Source organism: Streptomyces abyssomicinicus (genome assembly GCF_008974245.1).
GTDB classification, from domain to species: domain Bacteria; phylum Actinomycetota; class Actinomycetes; order Streptomycetales; family Streptomycetaceae; genus Streptomyces; species Streptomyces abyssomicinicus.
Genome location: NZ_BBZI01000007.1, coordinates 276,080 through 294,029 on the forward strand (window position 1 = coordinate 276,080; position 17,950 = coordinate 294,029).

Consider the following 17,950-nt stretch of genomic DNA (forward strand, 5'->3'; position numbering starts at 1 on the left):
TGAGGCGTCCGCGGGTGCGGGCGGAGGGAACCCTCCCTAGCCTGGTTCGAGGGGTGTTCCACGGGGGGTGTTCCCGCCCGAGCTCAGGAGGCCGCACCATGAAGGCGCTCGTGTTCCACGGACCCGGCAAGCGTTCCTGGGAGGACGTCCCCGACCCCGTCGTCCAGGACTCCACCGACGCGGTGATCAAGGTCGACGCGGTCACCATCTGCGGCACCGACCTGCACATCCTCAAGGGCGACGTGCCCGCCGTGAAGCCCGGACGCATCCTCGGCCACGAGGCCGTGGGCACCGTGCAGAGCGTCGGTGACTCCGTCACCAACGTCGCCCCGGGCGACCGGGTGCTGATCTCCTGCATCACCTCCTGCGCCCGCTGCCGTTTCTGCCGGGAGTCCCGCTACAGCCTCTGCACCGGCGGCGGCAGCTGGATCCTCGGGCACCTGATCGACGGCGTGCAGGCCGAGTACGTGCGGGTGCCGTTCGCGGACACCTCCACCTACAAGCTGCCCGACAGCGTCTCCGACGAGGACGCGCTGCTGCTCGCCGACATCCTCCCGACCTCCTACGAGATCGGTGTGCTCAACGGCCGGGTCTCGCCGGGTGACGTGGTCGTGGTGGTGGGCGCCGGGCCGGTGGGACTCGCCGCCATGACCACCGCCAAGCTGTTCGGGCCGCGTCAGGTGATCGCCGTCGACCCGGCCGCGCAGCGGCGCGAGGCCGCCCTGCGGCACGGCGCGGACGTGGCCCTCTCGCCGGACGAGGACGTCAAGGCGAAGGTCCTCGAACTCACCGACGGCCTGGGCGCGGACGTCACCATCGAGGCGGTCGGCATCCCGGCGACCTTCGAGCAGTGCGCCGACCTGGTCCGGCCCGGCGGCCACATCGCCAACGCGGGTGTGCACGGCGCGCCGGTGACCCTGCACCTCGAGACCCTGTGGATCAAGGGCATCACCATCACCACGGGCCTGGTCGACACCAGCACCACGCCGACCCTGCTGACGATGGTCGGCTCAGGAGGACTGGACGTGGGCGGGTTCATCACCCACCGGTTCGGACTTCAGGAGATGGACGAGGCGTACGACGTCTTCGGCCGCGCGGACGAGACCGGCGCGCTCAAGGTCGCCCTGTCCGCCGGGTGACGACGGCGGCGGGGCCGATGCGGTCGCCGCGGGGTTCGCGGCGCCGGTGGGTGCTCCCGCCGTGGAGGACGGCCCGAGGGGCGGGCGTTGGCGTGTGGGCGACGCCCGCCCGGTGCGGGCCCCGGTCGCGCCCGGGCGGCGCGACGGGCCGCGGGGGCGTGGTCCTGCCGGGTGCCTGGCCCTGGTTGCGCGGACCGCCCTCCGCAGAGGTGACGGCCTGCCACCGTCCGTGCCGCCCGGGCGGCACGATGGGTCGCGGGGATGCGGACCTGCCGGGTGCCTGGCCCTGGTTGTGCGGGCCGTCCTCCGCGGTCGTGGCGGCCTGCGCCCACCCGTGCCGCCCGGGCGGCACGATCGCCCGCAGGGTGTGTGTGCCGGCCGGGCGCGTGGCGCGTGGCGTGGGGCGCCTGGCCCCGTGGTGGGGGCCGTTCTTCGGGTCAGGTCTGGCGGACGGGGGTGTAGGCCTCCTCGGCGAGGCCGAAGGTCCAGGCGACGCCCTCCCGCGCGGTGCGGGTCCGCGGCGGCACCCGCAGCCAGTACGTGCGGAACGTCCCGTCCGGCTCCGCCGTGGAGTTCACCACCTCGACCATCACCACCGGCTCGTCGTCCGGCAGGTCGATCCGCCACAGCACTCCCGACTCGTCGCGGTGCAGCGGCCGCGCGCCGGAGTCGGCGAGATAGCGGTCGTACCCGTAGTGCTCCAGCATCACCCGCCGCAGCTCCGCGTTCTCCTCGCCACGGATCCGCTCCGGCGTCAGCGACGCGAGGCCGTCGAGGAACTCCGCCGGCACCGGCATCCCGCGCCACGCGTACAGCGCGAAGCCGTCCGGATAGGCGAGCGCCGGGCCGTCGCCGCGGTCGAGCCGCCCGTTCTCGTCCCGGTGCAGCTCCACCGGGCGTTCGCAGAGCACCGCGGCCTTCTCGTAGGGCCACCACCAGCCGGCGTTGCGCGCCACCGCGGCCAGGCCGTCCAACGGGGCCCGGTCCGTGTCGAACGCGGCCAGCCAGGCGGCGTCGTGCTGGCCGAGCACCGCGTCGAGGAGGACCAGACGTATCCGGGCCCGTGACGCCGCGTGGTTCCCGGCCAGTTCGTCGACCACCGCGCCGGTGATCCGGTCGGTGAGCAGGCGGGTGGTGTCCCAGAGCCGCCCGCCGGTCGCCGCCCAGTGCGCGCCCCAGCCCGCCGCCCCCGCCGCGCCGGCCACCCGCTCGCGTTCCGCCGCCCACGGCGTGGTCCGGACCGTCTCGCGCACGCTGCGGCCGAGCCCCTCCGTCTCGAGCAGCAGGGTCACCGCCTCGCGCGGGGAGCCGGCCCACAGGACGCGTCCCGGTCCGGCCAGCCCCGCCCTGCGGTAGGCGAGGCGCAGACCCTCCTCCGCCGCGGCGCGGTCGGCCGGAGCCGTCGCCGAGGCCACGCCGCGCCAGTCCACCGGCCGTGCGGCCGCACCGGCCGCCGTGTCCCCGGCGCCCGCGGTGTCCGTCGTCATCGTCATCGCGCTGCTCTCCCGCCCTCTCGTACCCTGCTCAGTCCGCGACCAGCCGCACGGAACCCGGCACGTACTCCCGCTGTCTGATCACCCGGTACCACCCCTTGGGGAGCGGTATCGCCGCGTGCTCCTCGTGCACCACCCGCCCGCCCTCCGGGAGATGGAGCAGCAGCGGCCCGAACGGGCCGCTCTCGCGCACCAGCCGGCCGGCGCCGACCACCGCGTGGGCGTGGCCGGTGACCTCGCCCAGGGCCAGCACCAGCCGCCCCCGCCCGTCCCTCGCCTCGCCCGGCGCGTCCAGCGCCCGCCGCGGCACCGCGTCCGCGGCGACGGGCACGATGAGCACGTCTCCCTGCCGGTACACAGAGTTCTCCCCTCGACTCCGTGCCGGGGCCGTCCCCCGGAGCACGTCTTCGACAGTAGGGGCCGCCACCGACAACGCACCGTCGCCGAAGGGCCCGCCGTCGTCACTGTCAGTGGCCCTTGGTAGAACTGCTGGCGGAACAGCAGTCCGCTGTTCGAGCCGGGATGTGTCAGGAGACGCGCGATGACCGTCAATCACCACCTGGAAGAGCTGTACGGCCTGCCCGCCTTCTCCTTCCCGGGGGTGGGGGAGACGCTGGAACTTCCCGAGCCGGAGACCGTCGCCTGGCGTCTCGCGGTGGACGTGGACGAGCCGGAGGAGGAGTGGCTGGAGGCCTTCGCCCGGTTCTCCGAGGCGGTGGACCTGTCGCGGGTGCGCGCCCTGATCGTCGGCTCCTGGCAGGACGCCTACGAGGAGTCGAGCAAGGAGATCGTCGAGGCGCTCGCCGCCGCGCGCGACCGGCTTCCCGCACTGCGCGCCCTCTTCCTCGGGGACATGACGTACGAGGAGTCGGAGATCTCCTGGATCACGCAGTCGGACGTCACCCCGCTGCTCGAGAGCTTCCCCGGGCTGCGCTGGTTCGGCGTGCGCGGCGGCAACGGGCTGGCCTTCCCGCCGGTGCGTCACGAACAGCTGGAGACGCTCGTGGTGGAGACCGGCGGCCTCGGCGCGGAAGTGGTGCGCAACGTGGCGGCCTGCGACTTCCCGGCGCTCGAGAACCTGGACCTGTGGCTGGGCTCCGACTGGTACGGCGGTGACGCCGGCCCCGCCGACCTCCAGCAGATCCTGGACGGCACCCGGCTGCCCTCGCTGCGGTACCTGGCGCTGCGCAACAGCGTCGTCCAGGACCGGATAGCCGAGGCCCTGGCGGGCGCCCCCGTCGTGGCCCGGCTGGAGGTGCTGGACCTGTCCATGGGCACCCTGTCCGACGAGGGCGCCGCCGCCCTGCTGGCGGGCCAGCCGCTCACCCACCTGCGGAAGCTGGACCTGCACCACCACTTCGTGGGTGAGGAGCTCCGGACCCGTCTCAAGGAGACCCTCGAACCGGCCGGTGTGGAACTCGACCTCGAGGAGGGCGGCGCCGAGTCCGACGAGGACGAGGACGGCGTCCGCCGCTACATCGCGGTGGCCGAATGAGCCCGGTCGTGGACCCGCGCTCCGGCCACCTGAGCCGCTTGCACGGCCTGCCGGTGTTCACGCTCCTCGCCCCCGGGCAGGGCGACGGCCCCTTCCCTGCCGCGTCCACCGTGGCCTGGCGGGTGGCCGGTGAGGCGTGGGACGGAGCCTTCACACCCGTCTGGCGGAGGTTCCTCGACGAGGTGGCGGTGGAGGAGGTCACCGCCCTGGTGATCGGCGCCTGGTGGGACGACGACCACACCACCGGCATCGCCTCCACCGTCGGCCGCCTGATCGAGGAGCGGCACCGGTTCCCCGCCCTGCGCGCCCTCCAGCTCGCCGACGTGGTGGGAGAGGAGTCGGAGATCTCCTGGATCCGGCTCTGCGACCTCACACCGCTGCTCCACGCCTTCCCGAGGCTGGAGAAGCTGGGCGTGCGCGGCGGGGACGACCTGGATCTCGAGCCGCTGCGCCACGAGGCGCTGCGGGAACTGCGCATCGAGTCGGGGAACCTGCCGCGCCGGCCCGTCCAGGGGCTCGGCGGCTGCGAGCTGCCCGCGCTGGAGCACCTCGACATCTGGCTGGGTGCCGAGGAGTACGGCGCGGACACGACCGTGGAGGACCTGCTGCCACTCCTGCACCCGGGGGGCCGCCTGCCCGCGCTGCGCCACCTCGGCCTGGCGAACAGCGAGATCCAGGACGAGATCGCGGCCGCCGTCGCCGGAGCGCCCGTGGTGCCGCAACTGGAGTCGCTCGACCTGTCCATGGGCACGCTCGGCGACGAGGGCGGCTCCGCGCTCCTGGCCGGGCAGCCGCTCACCCATCTGCGCACCCTGGACCTCCGCCATCACTGCTTCAGCGATCCGATGACGGCGAGGATGCGCCTCGCCCTGGAGCCCTACGGCGTGCGGCTGCTGATGAGCCGTGTACCCGTCTTCACCGGGAACTGGCGGTATGTCGCCGTCTCGGAGTGACCACGTGACCCGCTTCGCGGTGGTCGGCAACCCGGAGAACCGGCGGGTGGCCCTCTTCTCGGCCGCGGTGCGCGCCGCCGGGCTGCCCGGACCGCGGGTGGTGCCGTGGCTGGACGTCCTGCGCGCCGGCGGGGCGCGGTTCGGTGACGACGAGACCGTCCGGGTCGACTCGCCGGGAGAGAACCCGGACGTCGACCGGATGCTGCGGGACGTCACCGACCCCGCCCGGGTGGAGGGATCCGCGCGCTGGTACCGGCGGTTCACCGCCGCCGCCCGCACGCTGACCGGCGGCCACAGGCTCGACGACGCGGACGAACTCGCCGTCCTCTTCGACAAGCGCCGCTGCCACGCGGTCCTGCGCGAGGCCGGTGTCCCGGTGCCCGCGTCGCCGACCTCCGGGCCGGGCGCGGCGCCGGTCCGCGGCTGGGAGGACGTACGCGCCCTGATGCGCGAGCACCGCCTGCCCCGGGTCTTCCTCAAGCTCGCCCACGGCTCCTCCGCCTCCGGAGTCCTGGCGATCGAGACGGCCTCCGGCGGCCGGATCCGCGCCACCACCTCGGTGGAGCGGGCGGACGACGGGCGGATGTTCAACTCCCTGCGGCTGCGGCGCCACCACGACGAGCGGGAGATCGCCGCCGTGGTCGACGCGCTGGCCCCCGACGGACTGCACCTCGAACGCTGGGTGCCCAAGGCGGCCGTCGGCGGCCGGACCTGCGACCTGCGGGTGGTGGTCGTCGCCGGACGGGCCACCCACGCCGTGGCCCGCACCAGCCGGTCGCCCATGACCAACCTCCACCTCGGCGGTGAGCGCGGCGACCTGGCCGCGGTCCGCGCCGCCGTCGAGACCGCCGGCGGCGACTGGGCCGGCCTGCTCGCCGTCTGCGAGCGGGCCGCCGCCTGCTTCCCGCGCACCCTGTGCGTGGGCGTCGACCTGTTGCCCGCCGTCGGCTGGCGCCGGTTCGCCGTCGGCGAGGTCAACGCCTTCGGTGATCTCCTGCCCCGGCTCACCGGGCTGCCCGGCAGCGGCGCCGAGGGTCTGGACACCTACGCCGCCCAGGTGCGCGCGGTCCTGCGCACCGACCCCGCCTCCGTACCACCGCACAGCCCGAGGAAGCTCCGCCATGCCGCCACAGATCCCACCGCAGCCTCAGCCGTCGCAGTCCCCGCGGCCCCCACGGCCTCCCCAGGCCCCGCAGGATCCGCCGGCCGTGCCTGAGCCGGACATGAACGAGATCGTCGGCAGCCACGACCTGCTGATGGTCACCCTGGACACGCTTCGGTACGACGTGGCCGTCGAACTGGCAGAGGCCGGGCGCATCCCGAACATCGCGCGCCACCTCCCCGGCGGGCGGTGGGAGGAGCGGCACGCGCCGGGGAGCTTCACCTACGCCTCCCACCAGGCGATCTTCGCCGGTTTCCTCCCCACGCCGGCCCGGCCCGGCCCGCACCCGCGCCTGTTCGCCGCCCGGTTCGCGGGCAGCGAGACCACGGCCCCGCGCACCTTCGTGTACGACACGCCCGACCTGGTCTCCGGGCTGGCCGGGGCCGGCTACCACACGGTGTGCGTGGGCGGGGTCGGCTTCTTCAACCAGCAGGGCCCGCTGGGCTCCGTGCTGCCGGGACTCTTCGCCGAGTCGCACTGGGAGCCGGAGTTCGGAGTGCCCTCGCCGACCTCGTTCGAGGCGCAGGTGGCCTGCGCCGAGAAGGCGGTGGCCCGGCTGCCGCGGGAGCGGCGGCTCTTCCTCTTCCTCAACGTCTCGGCGCTGCACCAGCCCAACTGGTTCCACCTGCCCGGGGCCACCCCCGAGGACGGGGACACCCGGGCCAGCCACGCGGCCGCCCTGGAGTACGTCGACCGGCACATCGGCCGGCTCTTCGACGCCATGAGCAGCCGCCGCCGCTGCTTCGCCGTCGTCTGCTCCGACCACGGCACGGCCTACGGGGACGACGGCTGGACCGGACACCGCCTCGGCCACCCAGTGGTGTGGACCGTCCCCTACGCCCACTTCTTCCTCGACCACGACGAGGCCCGATGAACGCCCCCGCCCCCGCCCCCGCGGTTCCCCGCCCGTACAGCCAGTACGTCTACGCCTATCCCCACAAGACGGCCTACCGGCGCCTGACGCCCCGGCCCTCGCTGCGGGAGCTGTGGGCGGGGGAGCCCAAGGACGCCCTCTCGCTGTACCTGCACATCCCGTTCTGCGAGGTCCGCTGCGGCTTCTGCAACCTGTTCACCCGGATCGGCGCCCCCGACGGGCTCACCGGCGCCTACCTTGACGCCCTGGACCGGCAGGCCACCGCCGTGCGCGAGGCGCTCGGCGACGGGGAGCCGGTGCGGTTCGCCACCGCCGCGTTCGGCGGCGGCACGCCCACCTTCCTGACCGCCGCCGAACTGGAGCGGCTCTGCGACATCGCCGAACGCCGCGCCGGCGTCGACCTGCGGGCCGTCCCGCTCTCCGTGGAGGCCTCCCCGGCCACCGCCACGGCCGACCGGCTCGCCGTGCTCGCCGACCGCGGCGCCACCCGGCTCAGCCTGGGGGTGCAGAGCTTCGTCGACTCCGAGGCGCGCGCCGCCGTCCGGCCCCAGCGGCGGGCCGACGTCGAGGCGGCGCTCGGGCGGATCCGGGAGGCCCGGATACCCGTCCTCAACATCGACCTCATCTACGGCATCGACGGCCAGACCGAACGGACCTGGACCGAGTCGCTGGACGCCGCGCTCGCCTGGGACCCCGAGGAGATCTACCTCTACCCCCTCTACGTCCGCCCGCTGACCGGTCTGGGACGGCTCGGCGCCGACGCGGACGCCGCCTGGGACCGCCACCGCCTCGCGCTCTACCGCCAGGGCCGCGACCACCTGCGGGACCGCGGTTACGAGCAGCGGTCGATGCGCATGTTCCGCCGCGCCGACGCGCCCGCGACGGGCGAGGAGGACCACGCCTGCCAGACGGACGGCATGATCGGCCTGGGCTGCGGAGCCCGGTCCTACACCCGCGGCCTGCACTACTCGTTCGACTACGCCGTCGACATGCGGCAGATCCGCGCCATCGTCGACGACTACACCGCCCGTCCCGCCGAGGACTTCCGGTACGCCGAGTACGGCAGGGTGATCGACGGCGACGAGGCGCGTCGCCGTCACCTGCTCCAGTCGCTGCTCCAGGCCGACGGGATGGAGCGGGCCGGCTACACCGCCCGGTTCGGCTCCGGCCCCGAGGCGGACTTCCCGGCCGAGCTGGCGCGGTTCGCCGAGAGGGGCTGGCTGGACGGCTCCGCGCCCGACGGGCTGCTGCGGCTCTCCGAGGAAGGGCTCGCCCACTCGGACGCACTGGGACCCGAACTGTTCTCGCCGGCCGTCCGCGCCGCGATGGCCGCCTACGACGTGAAGTGAGCGGCCGCCGATGGACCTGACACTCCTCTACCGGGGCCCGCTCGCCTCCTGCGACTACGACTGCCCCTACTGCCCCTTCGCCAAGCGGCGCGACACCCCCGAGCAACTGCGCGCCGACCGGGCGGCGCTGGAGCGGTTCGCCGACTGGGCGGCCACCCGGACCGAGGACACGCTGTCAATCCTCCTCACCCCCTGGGGCGAAGGCCTGGTGCGCTCCTGGTACCGCCGCGCCATGGTCCGGCTGTCCCGGCTGCCGCACGTCCGCCGCGTCGCCATCCAGACCAACCTCAGCTGCCGCACCGACTGGCTGGCCGAGGCGGACCTGGACACCCTCGCCCTGTGGTGCACCTACCATCCCGGCCAGACGCCCTACGACCGCTTCCTGGCCAAGACGCACGACCTGGCGGCGCGCGGGGTCCGCTTCAGCGTGGGCGTGGTGGGCCTTCCGGAGCACCTGGAGCACGCCCGGCGGCTGCGCGCGGACCTCCCCGAGCGGGTGTACCTGTGGGTCAACGCGGCCGAGGGACACACCTATACCGACGCCGGGGCCGAACCGTGGACGGAGCTCGACCCGCTCTTCCCGTACAGCCGTCACCCGCACCGCAGCGCAGGCCTGCCCTGCCGGACGGGGGAGTCGGTGGTCTCCGTGGACGGCGACGGGACGGTCCGCCGCTGCCACTTCGTCCGTGCGGAACTGGGCAACCTGTACGACGATTCCTTCCGTGCGGCTCTGCGGCCCCGTACCTGCCCGCTCGCGGTCTGCGACTGTCACATCGGCTACGTCCACCTGGAGACACTGCCGCTGTACGACGTCTTCGCGGGCGGGGTCCTGGAGCGGATTCCCGCCGATGCCCCGTCACCACGCGTGCCGCAGGCCCTCGGAACACCACGGCGCTCTTGACGCGTGCATGACGGATCGGCTGGAGTGGTGCGCGCCACGCACGACATCGGCGGCCCCAGGGCCCGCTCCGGCGATCTGGAGGAACTGTGACCACACCAACGGCGCACCGGGCACGTACGGCGTTGTTCAGACGCACCGCCGTCCCCGCCCTGGGCGCGCTGCTCGCGGCCGCCCTGATGGTCACGGGCGCCCCCGCCGGCGTCGCGGCCCCGGACCGCGGCGCCGCGGACCACGGTGCCGCGGCCGAGGCGTCCGCCGGGCCGCTGGCCCGGGCCTTCGAACGGTCGGCCGCCGAGTACGGCGTGCCGCGCGACCTGCTGGTCGCCGTCGCCTACGGCGAGAGCCGCCTCGACGACCACGACGGCCGGCCCAGCCAGGCCAACGGCTACGGCGTGATGCACCTGGTCAGCAACCCGGACCACCGGACCCTGGAGCAGGCCGCCGGGCTCACCGGCCTGTCCCCGGACCGGCTGCGTCAGGACACCGCCGCCAACATCCGCGGCGGCGCCGCCGTCCTGCGGGCCCTCGCCGACGAACGGGGCCTGAGCGCCGCCGACCGCCGGGACGCGGGGGCCTGGTACGAGGCCGTGGCCGCCTACGGCGGCGCCGAGGACGACGCGACCGCCCGGCTGTACGCCGACGCGGTCTACGACTTCCTCGGCCAGGGCCTGGCCGCCCGCGCCGCGGGCGGCGAGACCTTGCGGGTCGCCCCCCGTCCGGTGGAGCCCGACCGGGGGAAGCTGGAGCGGGCCGCCGGGGACGAGTTCGGCATACAGAGCACCGACTACGCGCCGGCCCTGTGGGTCCCCGCGGACTCCTCCAACTTCACGGTGGGCCGCACCTCCGCCATCACCCACGTGGTCGTGCACGTCACCCAGGGGTCGTACGCCGGGTCGATCAGCTGGTTCCAGAACCCCTCCTCCGACGTGAGCGCCCACTACACGATCCGCTCCTCGGACGGCCAGGTCACCCAGTCGGTCCGCGAGAAGGACACCGCCTGGCACGCCCGCTCCGGCAACCCCTACAGCGTGGGCATCGAGCACGAGGGGTACGTGAGCGAGCCCGCGTGGTTCACCGACGCCATGTACCGCTCGTCCGCCGCCCTCACCAAGCACCTCGCCGACCGCTACGGCATCCCCAAGGACCGCGCGCACATCGTCGGCCACGTCGAGGTGCCCGGCAACGACCACACCGACCCCGGGCCGTACTGGGACTGGTCGTACTACATGCAGCTGGTCGGCGGCTCGAACTCCGGCGGCGAGGTCCGGCTCACCTTCCCGGCCTACACCTCGGTCAGCACCGGGTCCACGGGTGACCTCGTCCGCGCCGCCCAGTACCTGCTCAACCAGCAGGGGTACAACGCCGGCACGGCCGACGGGATCTTCGGTTCCGGCACGGCCGGCGCCGTGCGGTCCTTCCAGACCGCCAAGGGCCTCACCGCCGACGGCGTGGTCGGCAAGCGCACCTGGACCGCACTGCTCACCGCCGGAACCAGGCCCGTCCTCCAGCAGGGAAGCACGGGCGCCGCCGTGGAACGCCTGCAGCGAGGCCTCACCGCGGCGCTCGGACGGACGGTGGACGCCGACGGCGTCTTCGGCCCGGGCACGGACGCGGCGGTCCGGGAGTACCAGAGCAGCCGCACCCTGACCGTCGACGGCATCGTGGGCTCCGGCACGTGGGGAGCCCTCCAGGCCGGCCGCTGACGCCCCGGACGCCCGCCCTCCCGCGGCTCCGCCCCGCCCCGTCACCCCCGCGCGCGTGCCGCGCGGGGGTGACGGGCTTTCCCGGCCCCTCACCCCACGAACCGGTGCCGGTCACGTAATCTTCACGGTTGCGGGCCGTTGTCGGAGAAACCCGTTGTCGGAGAAGCATGGAGGGGGCCGACCGGTGGCTGAGGAAGCTCTGGAGCCGCGGGTGCGGCTGCCGCAGCTGAGGCTCGACGAACTGCTGGGCGAGGTGCAGGCCCGGCTGGACGCGGCCAGGGGCACCCGCGACCGCGTGCACAGCCTCCTGGAGGCCGTGCTATCGGTGGGCAGGGAACTCGACCTCCAGCAGGCGCTGCACGGCATCGTCGAGGCCGCCGCCGTGCTGGTCGACGCGCAGTACGCGGCGCTCGGCGTGATCGGGCCGGACGGCCGCCGTCTCTCCGCCTTCCTCACCATCGGGGTGAGCGACGAGGAGATCGCCAGGATCGGCCCCTACCCCGAGGGGCACGGCATCCTCGGCGAGCTGATCCGCCATCCGGAGCCGCTGCGGCTCACCAAGCTCTCCGAGCACCACGCCTCGCACAGCTTCCCGCGCCACCACCCGCCGATGAACAGCTTCCTGGGCGTCCCGATCCGCGTGCGCGACCAGGTCTTCGGCAACCTGTACCTGACCGAGAAGCGCGGCGGCGCCCAGTTCGACGAGGACGACGAGTCGGTCCTCTCCACGCTCGCCGTCGCGGCCGGCGTCGCGATCGACAACGCCCGCCTCTACGAGGAGTCGCGGCTGCGCGAGCGGTGGCTGCGCGCCAACGCCGAGATCACCCACAGCCTGATGTCCGGGACCGGCCGCGCCGACGTGCTGGGCCTGATGGCCGAGCGCGCCCGCGAGATCACCCGCGCCGCCCGCGCCGTCGTCGCGGTGCCGCTGGACGACGACGCGCACGGCTCCTCCCTCCGGGTGGAGCTGGCCACCGGTGAGGGGGCCGACGAACTCGGCGGCCTCGTCCTCGACGCCGGGGAGAGCCTGATGGGGCGCTCCTTCTCGACGGCCGCGCCCGCCTTCTGGGCGTCCGGGGCCGACGGCGGCGGACTGCCGGACGATGTCTCGCTGCTGCCCGGCCAAGGCCCGGCGGTCGCGGTGCCGATCGGTGACGGCGGCCAGGGCGTCCGCGGTGTCGTGCTGCTCGCCCGCCAGGCCGGCGGCGCCGCGTTCACCGGTGACGAGACCGAACAGCTCCAGGCGTTCGCGGCACAGGCGGCGATCGCCATGGAGCTGGCCGAGCGGCGCCGCGACGCGGAGCAGATGGCCGTGCTCCAGGACCGCGACCGGATCGCCCGCGACCTGCACGACCTCGCCATCCAGCGGCTGTTCGCCACCGGGATGACCCTCCAGAGCGCCGGGCGGTTCATCGAGCACCCGGTGGCGGCCGACCGCGTGCTGCGCGCGGTCGACGACCTCGACCAGACCATCAAGATCATCCGATCGACCATCTTCGGGCTGCGCGCCCGTGACGGCGAGGGCGCCGACACACTCCGCTCCCGGGTGGTCCGGGTCGCCGGGGAGGCCGCGCCCGTGCTGGGCTTCGCGCCCGGCGTGCGCATGGAGGGTCTGGTGGACACCGTCGTCCCGGCCCGGACCGCCGACGACCTGGTGGCGGTGCTCGCCGAGGGACTCGCCAACATAGCCCGCCACGCCCACGGCGACCGGGCCGACGTGGTGGTGGAGACCGACGGCCGCACCGTGCGGCTCACGGTGAGCGACAACGGTGTGGGCGTGGCCCCCGGCGGACGGCGCAGCGGGCTGCGGAACATGGCCGAACGGGCCGAACAGCGGGGCGGCTCGCTGGAACTCACCACCCCGCCCGGCGGCGGCACCACCCTGACCTGGGAGGTCCCGCTGCCGGTCGAGGTCTGACCGGCCGCCCCCGCTCCCGCCCCCCTCACCCCGTGGAGGTCTCCGCGGACCCTCAGAGGGAGTCGAGGAAGGCGAACAGCTCCCTGTTGTAGGCCTGCGGGTTCTCCATGTTCGGAAGGTGCAGCGCCCCGGGGACGCGGACGCTCTCGCCGCGCGTGGCCGCACCGGTCACCGCGGCGGTGCAGGCGAGGTGACCTGGTTCCTCGTACTCGCCGTCCAGCGCCAGGACCGGCAGCGCGGACAGTTCACCCGCGCCCACTCGCGCGGCGGCGTCGGGCACGGGCACCAGCGGGTTGTCCTCGTCCGCGGTGTGCTTGGCGAACGTCCTGGCCAGCGCCTCGCGCAGCACGCGCACCGTCTCCGGATCCTTCCGGTGCAGCAGGGAGAGCGGCCAGTCGGAGGGGAACTCGGGCACCGGCGGCGGCTCCAGGGGGTCGTGGCCCGGCGGCGGCTCCGCGACCCCGCCACCGGACAGCACCAGGGCCCGTACCGCTCCGGGGTGCTCGAGCGCCGTCTCGACGGCGGCGAACGCGCCCATCGAGACACCGGCGAGGACCGCCGGGCCGGCGTCCAGATGGCGCACCAGCGCGGCCACGTCGTCCGCCTGGCGGAAGGGGCGGCTCGCGTTGGCCGATTCGCCGTGCCCACGGAGGTCGGGCGCCACCACGTGGAAGCGTTCGGCCAGCGCGGTGAGCTGGTGTCCCCACGTGGTGTGGTCGGTGTAGCCGGAGTGCAGGAGGACGACCAAGGGGCCGGCGCCGGATCCCGCTTCGGCGTAGGCGAGAGGGCCGTCGTGACTGACGAAGGTCTTCATGACAACCAAGGTGTCATTGTTTCGCTCTTTTGACAACCGAGGTGTCACTATGGAGGGGTGAACGAGATGAGCGACGACGCGCGGCGGGCGGCACCCGGCCCCATGGACCCCGACGAGGGGGCCCGGCGGCTGATGGAGGTCTTCGACCTGGTCGGCCCGCTGTACCACAAGGTCTTCCGCAAGGTGGAGCAGGAGACACCGGTCGACGGGGTGAGCGTCGGCGTGCGCGCGGTGCTCGACCTGCTGCACCGCCACGGACCGCTGACCGTGCCCCGGATGAGCCGGGCGCAGGCCCTCAGCCGGCAGTTCGTGCAGCGGATGGTCAACGACGCGGTCGCGCTCGGCTACGCGGAGAGCCGCCCCAATCCCGCCCACCGCCGCTCCCCGCTGATCGCCCTCACCCCCGCCGGGGCGGAGGCCGTGGCCGCGGTCACCGCCCACGAACGCACGCTGCTCCGCCAGGTCGGCGGCGACCTCACGCACCAGGAGGTGGACGCCTGCCTGAAGGTCCTCGGCCGGATGCTCGACCTCTTCGCCGACGTGGACATGGACGGCGCCGCCCCGGCCGCCCCGACGCGCCGGCGCGGCGACGGGGTCACACCCTGAGTCGAACGCATGCCCCCGCATGCTTCGTCGGAGTACCACGCGCGGGCCGGCTCGCTCCGCGACCGGCTGGCCGAGGAGGCGGCGGCCGCGCTGGAGACGCTGATCACGCCGCGCGGCCGGCGAGCTGTCCCGGTCCAGCGCCTGCGTCGACGGTTCCGCCGTCCGCACCGAAGGAGGGGGCCGACACCGGTCCGTCGCTCGTCGACCTGCGGAAGACGGCGGCAAACACCACCTGATCCGATACGGCGGTTCATCAGGCGGTTCCAGGTTTCCGCAAGGTCCGTTCACGATCGGTGCCGGATGGTCGTTCTGCCGCTGCGGAAGCCGCGGCGGTCAGCAACTACGAGGGGAACGCGACATGAGGAAACTGGCTGCCCTGGCCGTGACCGGCGCCATCGTGGGCGGGAGCCTGATGGTCACCACGACGCCTGCTGCCGCAGCGACCTGTTACGGCGGCGCGAAGCAGTTTGTCTCCACCGGCAACATCTACATCGCCCCCACCGGGACGACCCCTCCCAAAACGACGAGCAATTGCGCCGATATCAACATCAAACCGACTGGGTACGGTCCGATGGGGCGCGTGAAGGTCTGCTTCTACTACAGCGACAACACGCTCAACTACTGCCAGGCGAGCTGGACCTCGGGGTACGCGGGCCAGTGGAACGAGGTCGCCACGGACGTGAAGGACGGCGTCAAGTTCCGCTTCTTGTTCGAGGACGGCGGCTTCAAGAACTTCTACTGGGCGGCGTGAACCAGGCCGTGCCGGACCGGCTGCGCCTGCAGGGCATCCTCCACGTGCCGCACAACGACATCGCTTGGCAACCGCTGACCCTGGAGCTGGGGTCCGGCTCGGGACGGACCTGCCGGCGGCGCCTCGGGCGATGGCAGCAGGCCGGAGTCATCGAGCATCTGCGCCGCACCTGCTCGCCAAGCTGCCCGCGGCCGGCGAGCTGGACCCTCCAGGGCGTGCGTCGACGGTTCCCAAGTCCGCGCCCGGAAGGGGGAGCCGACACCGGTCCGTCGCGCCGCCGACCGGCGCGGCGGACGCGGCACCCCGCTCAAGGTCATCACGATCGCGGCCAACGTCGACGACGTCACCTCTTGGTACGCCGCCGGCGTTCGGCTGTGGGCGGTCCATGGCGTAGTGGAACTCCGTCTTCCACTCGGGTGCGGAGCTGGGGCGTCCGACCCAGGTCGTCGGCCGGTCGGGGACCAGTCCACAGAACTGTCGCGGTCGCGGACCGCCGCCGCTAACGTGGCGGCATGGGGATCGCCAGGACGTCGTTCGTCTGCCTGCCTTGCCGGGCCTCGTGGAAGCAGGGGTTCCCCGAGCGGGGTGAGGCGGGGCGGACGCGTGTGTGCCCGCGCTGTGCGGGGCCGCTGATCCTCGCCGGCTCGGTGTTCGCGGCGCCCGCGCGGCGGGACCATGAGGGGTGGCGAGTGCTCACCGTGCTGCTGAACGCGGGCGTCCGCTTCCACGTGAACGACTGCAGCGGCTGTGGCGCCGGGTACCGCCCGCGTACCCTGCGCGAGGTGCGGGAGCGGCTGGCGTACGCCGGGCGGACCGGGACGCCCGTCGCCGACGCGCTGGTGCTGCCCGAGCTGCCGTGACCCCTCAGCCGTCCCCCCGGCCGCCCGTGAGCGGGCGGGACCAGGCGACCTCGCGTGCCAGCTGCCCGGTCGAGGCGAAGAGCCGGACCTGGTGCGTGTCGGCCAGGGCGGTGGCCATCGCGTCCCGGTCGGCGGCGACGAAGCCGAGCTTCTGCCAGAAGGGGCCGGAGCGGCGGCTGAACAGCCAGGCGTGCTCGGCGCCCTCCTCGGCGGCGCGGGCGAGGGCGAAGCGGGCCAGGGCGGAGCCGTACCCGGCGCGCCGTGCCGCCGGGCTCACCGCCACGCTGCGGATCAGCGCGTGCCGCCGGTCCACGCTCAGCTCGTACCCGGTGCTTCCGGTGATCGTCCCGTCCGGGCCGCGGTCGGCCCAGAGCCGCACGGAGGGCGCGTCCAGACCGCTGAGCGTGAGGTCGGCCTCGTCGAGGAAAGCGGTCAGGGCGGCGACGTGCTCGCCGGTGACGCGGGTGAGTGACGCCGAGGGGGCGACGCCGAGGTGGGCGAGGGCGTGGCTGGCCGTGGACATGCCGACGATCCTGCCACGCGGCGCTCCGGCCTCCGTTCAGGCGCCTGGGCCGCCCCGGTCGCCCCGGTCGTCCGCCTCGGCGTCGGGATCGTCCGCGGGGAACTCCTGGTGGCTGGGTTCGGCGACCCAGCCGGCCGCCAGGACCAGCCCGCTCCGCCGGTGGACGGCGAGGAAGCCGAACGGCCGGTCGAAGCGGGCGTCGATCTCGGTGACCCGGTAACGCGGCCGGTCCGGGGCGCAGCCACCGACCATCCCGACGGCGGTGACCGCCGCTGCCCGGAAGCCGTGTCCGGTGAAGGTGGCGGTCGCGGTCTGGGCCGCCGCCCCCAGCGCCAGCGGCTGTTCGCCGACGCCGGGGAGGTGGCCCCGGCCGGTGTCCAGGAGAGTGGTGAGGCCGAACAGCTCCCGGTGGCGCGTCAGGTCGTGGTGGGCCTCCACGGTGAAAGGCACGGTCAGGACGTGCAGCGTGGGAGGTGCGGGCGCGACGCTCAGTTCCCGGCTCACCTCGAGGCCCGGGCCCGGCTCACCGAGCGGGAGCCGCCCGCCGCGGACGACCGGGCGGCGGCGCTCCAGCACGTCCAGCCCGGTCCGGAGGACCTGGGCCGGACGCATCGACTCCTCGCCCAGGAGCAGCCGCACGTCCAGACCCTGACGGCCCATGACGGTCAGTCCGGTGACGGCGCCGTGCGGGGTGTCCGCCAGGTCGAGCCGGTCGAGCACGGTGCTCGAGCGGTGCAGCGCCGTGAGGAACTCTCCCCGCCGCCAAGGACCGGAGTCCGGCAGCGCCTCGCAGGGCTGGAACGGCCGGTACCACTCGGTGGTCATCGCGAGCGCGGTGGCCATGACCATCTCGGTCCCCTCGCGGACGGGAACCGGCATGCGGTCGACCAGGCCGCGGGTGCGTTCCCCGGCCCAGGCGTCCAGGGCCGCGGAGTCGGCCACGGGATCGTCGGTGAGCACTCCGTGCGTACCGGGCGGGAGACGGCTCGACCACTCGGGCCTGATCCCGAGCGTGCGGCGGGTCCACAGGCCGAGTGCGAAGCCCAGCGCCTGCTCGGCGTCCAGCGCGGCCATCAGCTCCCGTGCCGCGCGCGCCCCTTCACCGGCCGCCAGGCCGACGGCGCCGGCCAGTTCGGCCCGGGCCGCGCCGCCCGCCCCGTCCGCCAGGAACGCCAGCAGTGGCCAGACGCCCGCCGCGGAGAACACCGTGCCCCTGCCCTCGGCAGGCGCCTCGTCGGCCCACCGCGCCGTCAGCCCGTTGAGCGCCCGTACCGTCCGGCCGTCGATCCTCATCCGCCCCGCCCCGCCCCGCCCGCCCCGATCGAGTGGTCGAGGCTCTGTCGCGGCACGGTACCGGGAAACCGCCGGGCGGGGCGGAACGGTTCTCCCGGAGGCCCACGGCACCCCCC

At 74.2% G+C, this 17,950-nt stretch carries 17 protein-coding genes; 12 read left to right on the forward strand and 5 right to left on the reverse strand.

Annotated features, from left to right (window positions below):
- Nucleotides 1-98 precede the first annotated feature (98 nt).
- Entirely contained in the window at nt 99-1,139 is a 1,041-nt protein-coding gene (locus tag GBN72_RS14745) for an alcohol dehydrogenase catalytic domain-containing protein (RefSeq protein WP_151772257.1), read from the forward strand.
- 437 nt (nt 1,140-1,576) lie between these two features.
- Here GBN72_RS14745 and GBN72_RS14750 read toward each other — a convergent pair whose 3' ends face one another.
- Together GBN72_RS14750 and GBN72_RS14755 are read right to left on the reverse strand one after the other, a co-directional pair.
- Nucleotides 1,577-2,632, reverse strand: a complete 1,056-nt coding sequence (locus GBN72_RS14750; protein ID WP_151772258.1) for a DUF6745 domain-containing protein — start codon at nt 2,630-2,632, stop codon at nt 1,577-1,579.
- Nucleotides 2,633-2,663: 31 nt separating this feature from the next.
- On the reverse strand, nt 2,664-2,990 hold the full coding sequence (locus tag GBN72_RS14755) for a DUF8820 family protein (RefSeq protein ID WP_151772259.1): 327 nt from the start codon (nt 2,988-2,990) through the stop codon (nt 2,664-2,666).
- Nucleotides 2,991-3,173: 183 nt separating this feature from the next.
- Here GBN72_RS14755 and GBN72_RS14760 point away from each other — a divergent pair, with 183 nt between their 5' ends.
- The 8 genes from GBN72_RS14760 to GBN72_RS14795 all read left to right on the forward strand — a co-directional run bounded on the left by GBN72_RS14760 (nt 3,174) and on the right by GBN72_RS14795 (nt 12,987).
- The gene (locus GBN72_RS14760) at nt 3,174-4,127 is read left to right on the forward strand and encodes an STM4015 family protein (protein ID WP_151772260.1); all 954 of its coding nucleotides are present in this window, start codon (nt 3,174-3,176) and stop codon (nt 4,125-4,127) included.
- Nucleotides 4,124-5,080, forward strand: a complete 957-nt coding sequence (locus tag GBN72_RS14765; RefSeq protein ID WP_151772261.1) for an STM4015 family protein — start codon at nt 4,124-4,126, stop codon at nt 5,078-5,080. Before GBN72_RS14760 ends, GBN72_RS14765 begins: the two co-directional genes overlap by 4 nt.
- Nucleotides 5,061-6,296, forward strand: coding sequence for an STM4014 family protein (locus tag GBN72_RS14770; protein WP_170315362.1), 1,236 nt, complete (start codon nt 5,061-5,063; stop codon nt 6,294-6,296). Before GBN72_RS14765 ends, GBN72_RS14770 begins: the two co-directional genes overlap by 20 nt.
- A gap of 7 nt (nt 6,297-6,303) precedes the next feature.
- Entirely contained in the window at nt 6,304-7,116 is an 813-nt protein-coding gene (locus GBN72_RS14775) for an STM4013/SEN3800 family hydrolase (RefSeq protein WP_151772646.1), read from the forward strand.
- Nucleotides 7,113-8,465 (forward strand): STM4012 family radical SAM protein, encoded by a 1,353-nt coding sequence (locus GBN72_RS14780; protein ID WP_151772262.1) that lies wholly within the window; start codon nt 7,113-7,115, stop codon nt 8,463-8,465. Before GBN72_RS14775 ends, GBN72_RS14780 begins: the two co-directional genes overlap by 4 nt.
- Before the next feature lie 10 nt (nt 8,466-8,475).
- The gene (locus GBN72_RS14785; protein ID WP_151772263.1) at nt 8,476-9,366 is read left to right on the forward strand and encodes an STM4011 family radical SAM protein; all 891 of its coding nucleotides are present in this window, start codon (nt 8,476-8,478) and stop codon (nt 9,364-9,366) included.
- 176 nt (nt 9,367-9,542) lie between these two features.
- Nucleotides 9,543-11,069: a peptidoglycan-binding protein gene (locus GBN72_RS14790; RefSeq protein ID WP_151772647.1), complete on the forward strand. Its 1,527-nt coding sequence runs from the start codon at nt 9,543-9,545 to the stop codon at nt 11,067-11,069.
- A gap of 184 nt (nt 11,070-11,253) precedes the next feature.
- Nucleotides 11,254-12,987, forward strand: a complete 1,734-nt coding sequence (locus tag GBN72_RS14795; RefSeq protein WP_246212494.1) for a GAF domain-containing sensor histidine kinase — start codon at nt 11,254-11,256, stop codon at nt 12,985-12,987.
- A gap of 52 nt (nt 12,988-13,039) precedes the next feature.
- Here GBN72_RS14795 and GBN72_RS14800 read toward each other — a convergent pair whose 3' ends face one another.
- Nucleotides 13,040-13,801, reverse strand: coding sequence for an alpha/beta fold hydrolase (locus GBN72_RS14800; protein ID WP_151772264.1), 762 nt, complete (start codon nt 13,799-13,801; stop codon nt 13,040-13,042).
- A gap of 66 nt (nt 13,802-13,867) precedes the next feature.
- On the opposite strand from GBN72_RS14800, the gene GBN72_RS14805 reads away from it, so the two are divergent.
- The 3 genes from GBN72_RS14805 to GBN72_RS14820 all read left to right on the forward strand — a co-directional run bounded on the left by GBN72_RS14805 (nt 13,868) and on the right by GBN72_RS14820 (nt 16,018).
- The gene (locus GBN72_RS14805) at nt 13,868-14,407 is read left to right on the forward strand and encodes a MarR family winged helix-turn-helix transcriptional regulator (RefSeq protein ID WP_151772265.1); all 540 of its coding nucleotides are present in this window, start codon (nt 13,868-13,870) and stop codon (nt 14,405-14,407) included.
- Nucleotides 14,408-14,765: 358 nt separating this feature from the next.
- Nucleotides 14,766-15,158 carry a hypothetical protein gene (locus GBN72_RS34620; RefSeq protein ID WP_174887139.1) on the forward strand — a complete coding sequence of 131 codons (393 nt, stop codon included), beginning with the start codon at nt 14,766-14,768 and terminating at the stop codon, nt 15,156-15,158.
- A gap of 512 nt (nt 15,159-15,670) precedes the next feature.
- Nucleotides 15,671-16,018, forward strand: a complete 348-nt coding sequence (locus GBN72_RS14820; RefSeq protein WP_151772267.1) for a deoxyxylulose-5-phosphate synthase — start codon at nt 15,671-15,673, stop codon at nt 16,016-16,018.
- A 4-nt stretch (nt 16,019-16,022) separates the two neighbouring features.
- On the opposite strand, the gene GBN72_RS14825 is transcribed toward GBN72_RS14820, so the two are convergent.
- Together GBN72_RS14825 and GBN72_RS14830 are read right to left on the reverse strand one after the other, a co-directional pair.
- The gene (locus GBN72_RS14825; protein WP_151772268.1) at nt 16,023-16,541 is read right to left on the reverse strand and encodes a GNAT family N-acetyltransferase; all 519 of its coding nucleotides are present in this window, start codon (nt 16,539-16,541) and stop codon (nt 16,023-16,025) included.
- Nucleotides 16,542-16,577: 36 nt separating this feature from the next.
- A complete protein-coding gene (locus tag GBN72_RS14830; protein WP_151772269.1) occupies nt 16,578-17,834 on the reverse strand; it encodes a serpin family protein in 1,257 nt (418 codons plus the stop codon).
- Nucleotides 17,835-17,950: the final 116 nt, after the last annotated feature.

Bases quoted from the DNA above. Each gene is read 5' to 3' on its own strand.
- GBN72_RS14830 (WP_151772269.1), bottom strand. From the start codon at position 17,834: ATGAGGATCGACGGCCGGACGGTACGGGCGCTCAACGGGCTGACGGCG.
- GBN72_RS14765 (WP_151772261.1), top strand. From the start codon at position 4,124: ATGAGCCCGGTCGTGGACCCGCGCTCCGGCCACCTGAGCCGCTTGCAC.
- GBN72_RS14825 (WP_151772268.1), bottom strand. From the start codon at position 16,541: ATGTCCACGGCCAGCCACGCCCTCGCCCACCTCGGCGTCGCCCCCTCG.
- GBN72_RS14750 (WP_151772258.1), bottom strand. From the start codon at position 2,632: ATGACGATGACGACGGACACCGCGGGCGCCGGGGACACGGCGGCCGGT.
- GBN72_RS34620 (WP_174887139.1), top strand. From the start codon at position 14,766: ATGAGGAAACTGGCTGCCCTGGCCGTGACCGGCGCCATCGTGGGCGGG.
- GBN72_RS14805 (WP_151772265.1), top strand. From the start codon at position 13,868: ATGAGCGACGACGCGCGGCGGGCGGCACCCGGCCCCATGGACCCCGAC.
- GBN72_RS14785 (WP_151772263.1), top strand. From the start codon at position 8,476: ATGGACCTGACACTCCTCTACCGGGGCCCGCTCGCCTCCTGCGACTAC.
- GBN72_RS14800 (WP_151772264.1), bottom strand. From the start codon at position 13,801: ATGAAGACCTTCGTCAGTCACGACGGCCCTCTCGCCTACGCCGAAGCG.
- GBN72_RS14820 (WP_151772267.1), top strand. From the start codon at position 15,671: ATGGGGATCGCCAGGACGTCGTTCGTCTGCCTGCCTTGCCGGGCCTCG.
- GBN72_RS14775 (WP_151772646.1), top strand. From the start codon at position 6,304: ATGAACGAGATCGTCGGCAGCCACGACCTGCTGATGGTCACCCTGGAC.
- GBN72_RS14780 (WP_151772262.1), top strand. From the start codon at position 7,113: ATGAACGCCCCCGCCCCCGCCCCCGCGGTTCCCCGCCCGTACAGCCAG.
- GBN72_RS14790 (WP_151772647.1), top strand. From the start codon at position 9,543: ATGGTCACGGGCGCCCCCGCCGGCGTCGCGGCCCCGGACCGCGGCGCC.
- GBN72_RS14770 (WP_170315362.1), top strand. From the start codon at position 5,061: ATGTCGCCGTCTCGGAGTGACCACGTGACCCGCTTCGCGGTGGTCGGC.
- GBN72_RS14745 (WP_151772257.1), top strand. From the start codon at position 99: ATGAAGGCGCTCGTGTTCCACGGACCCGGCAAGCGTTCCTGGGAGGAC.
- GBN72_RS14760 (WP_151772260.1), top strand. From the start codon at position 3,174: ATGACCGTCAATCACCACCTGGAAGAGCTGTACGGCCTGCCCGCCTTC.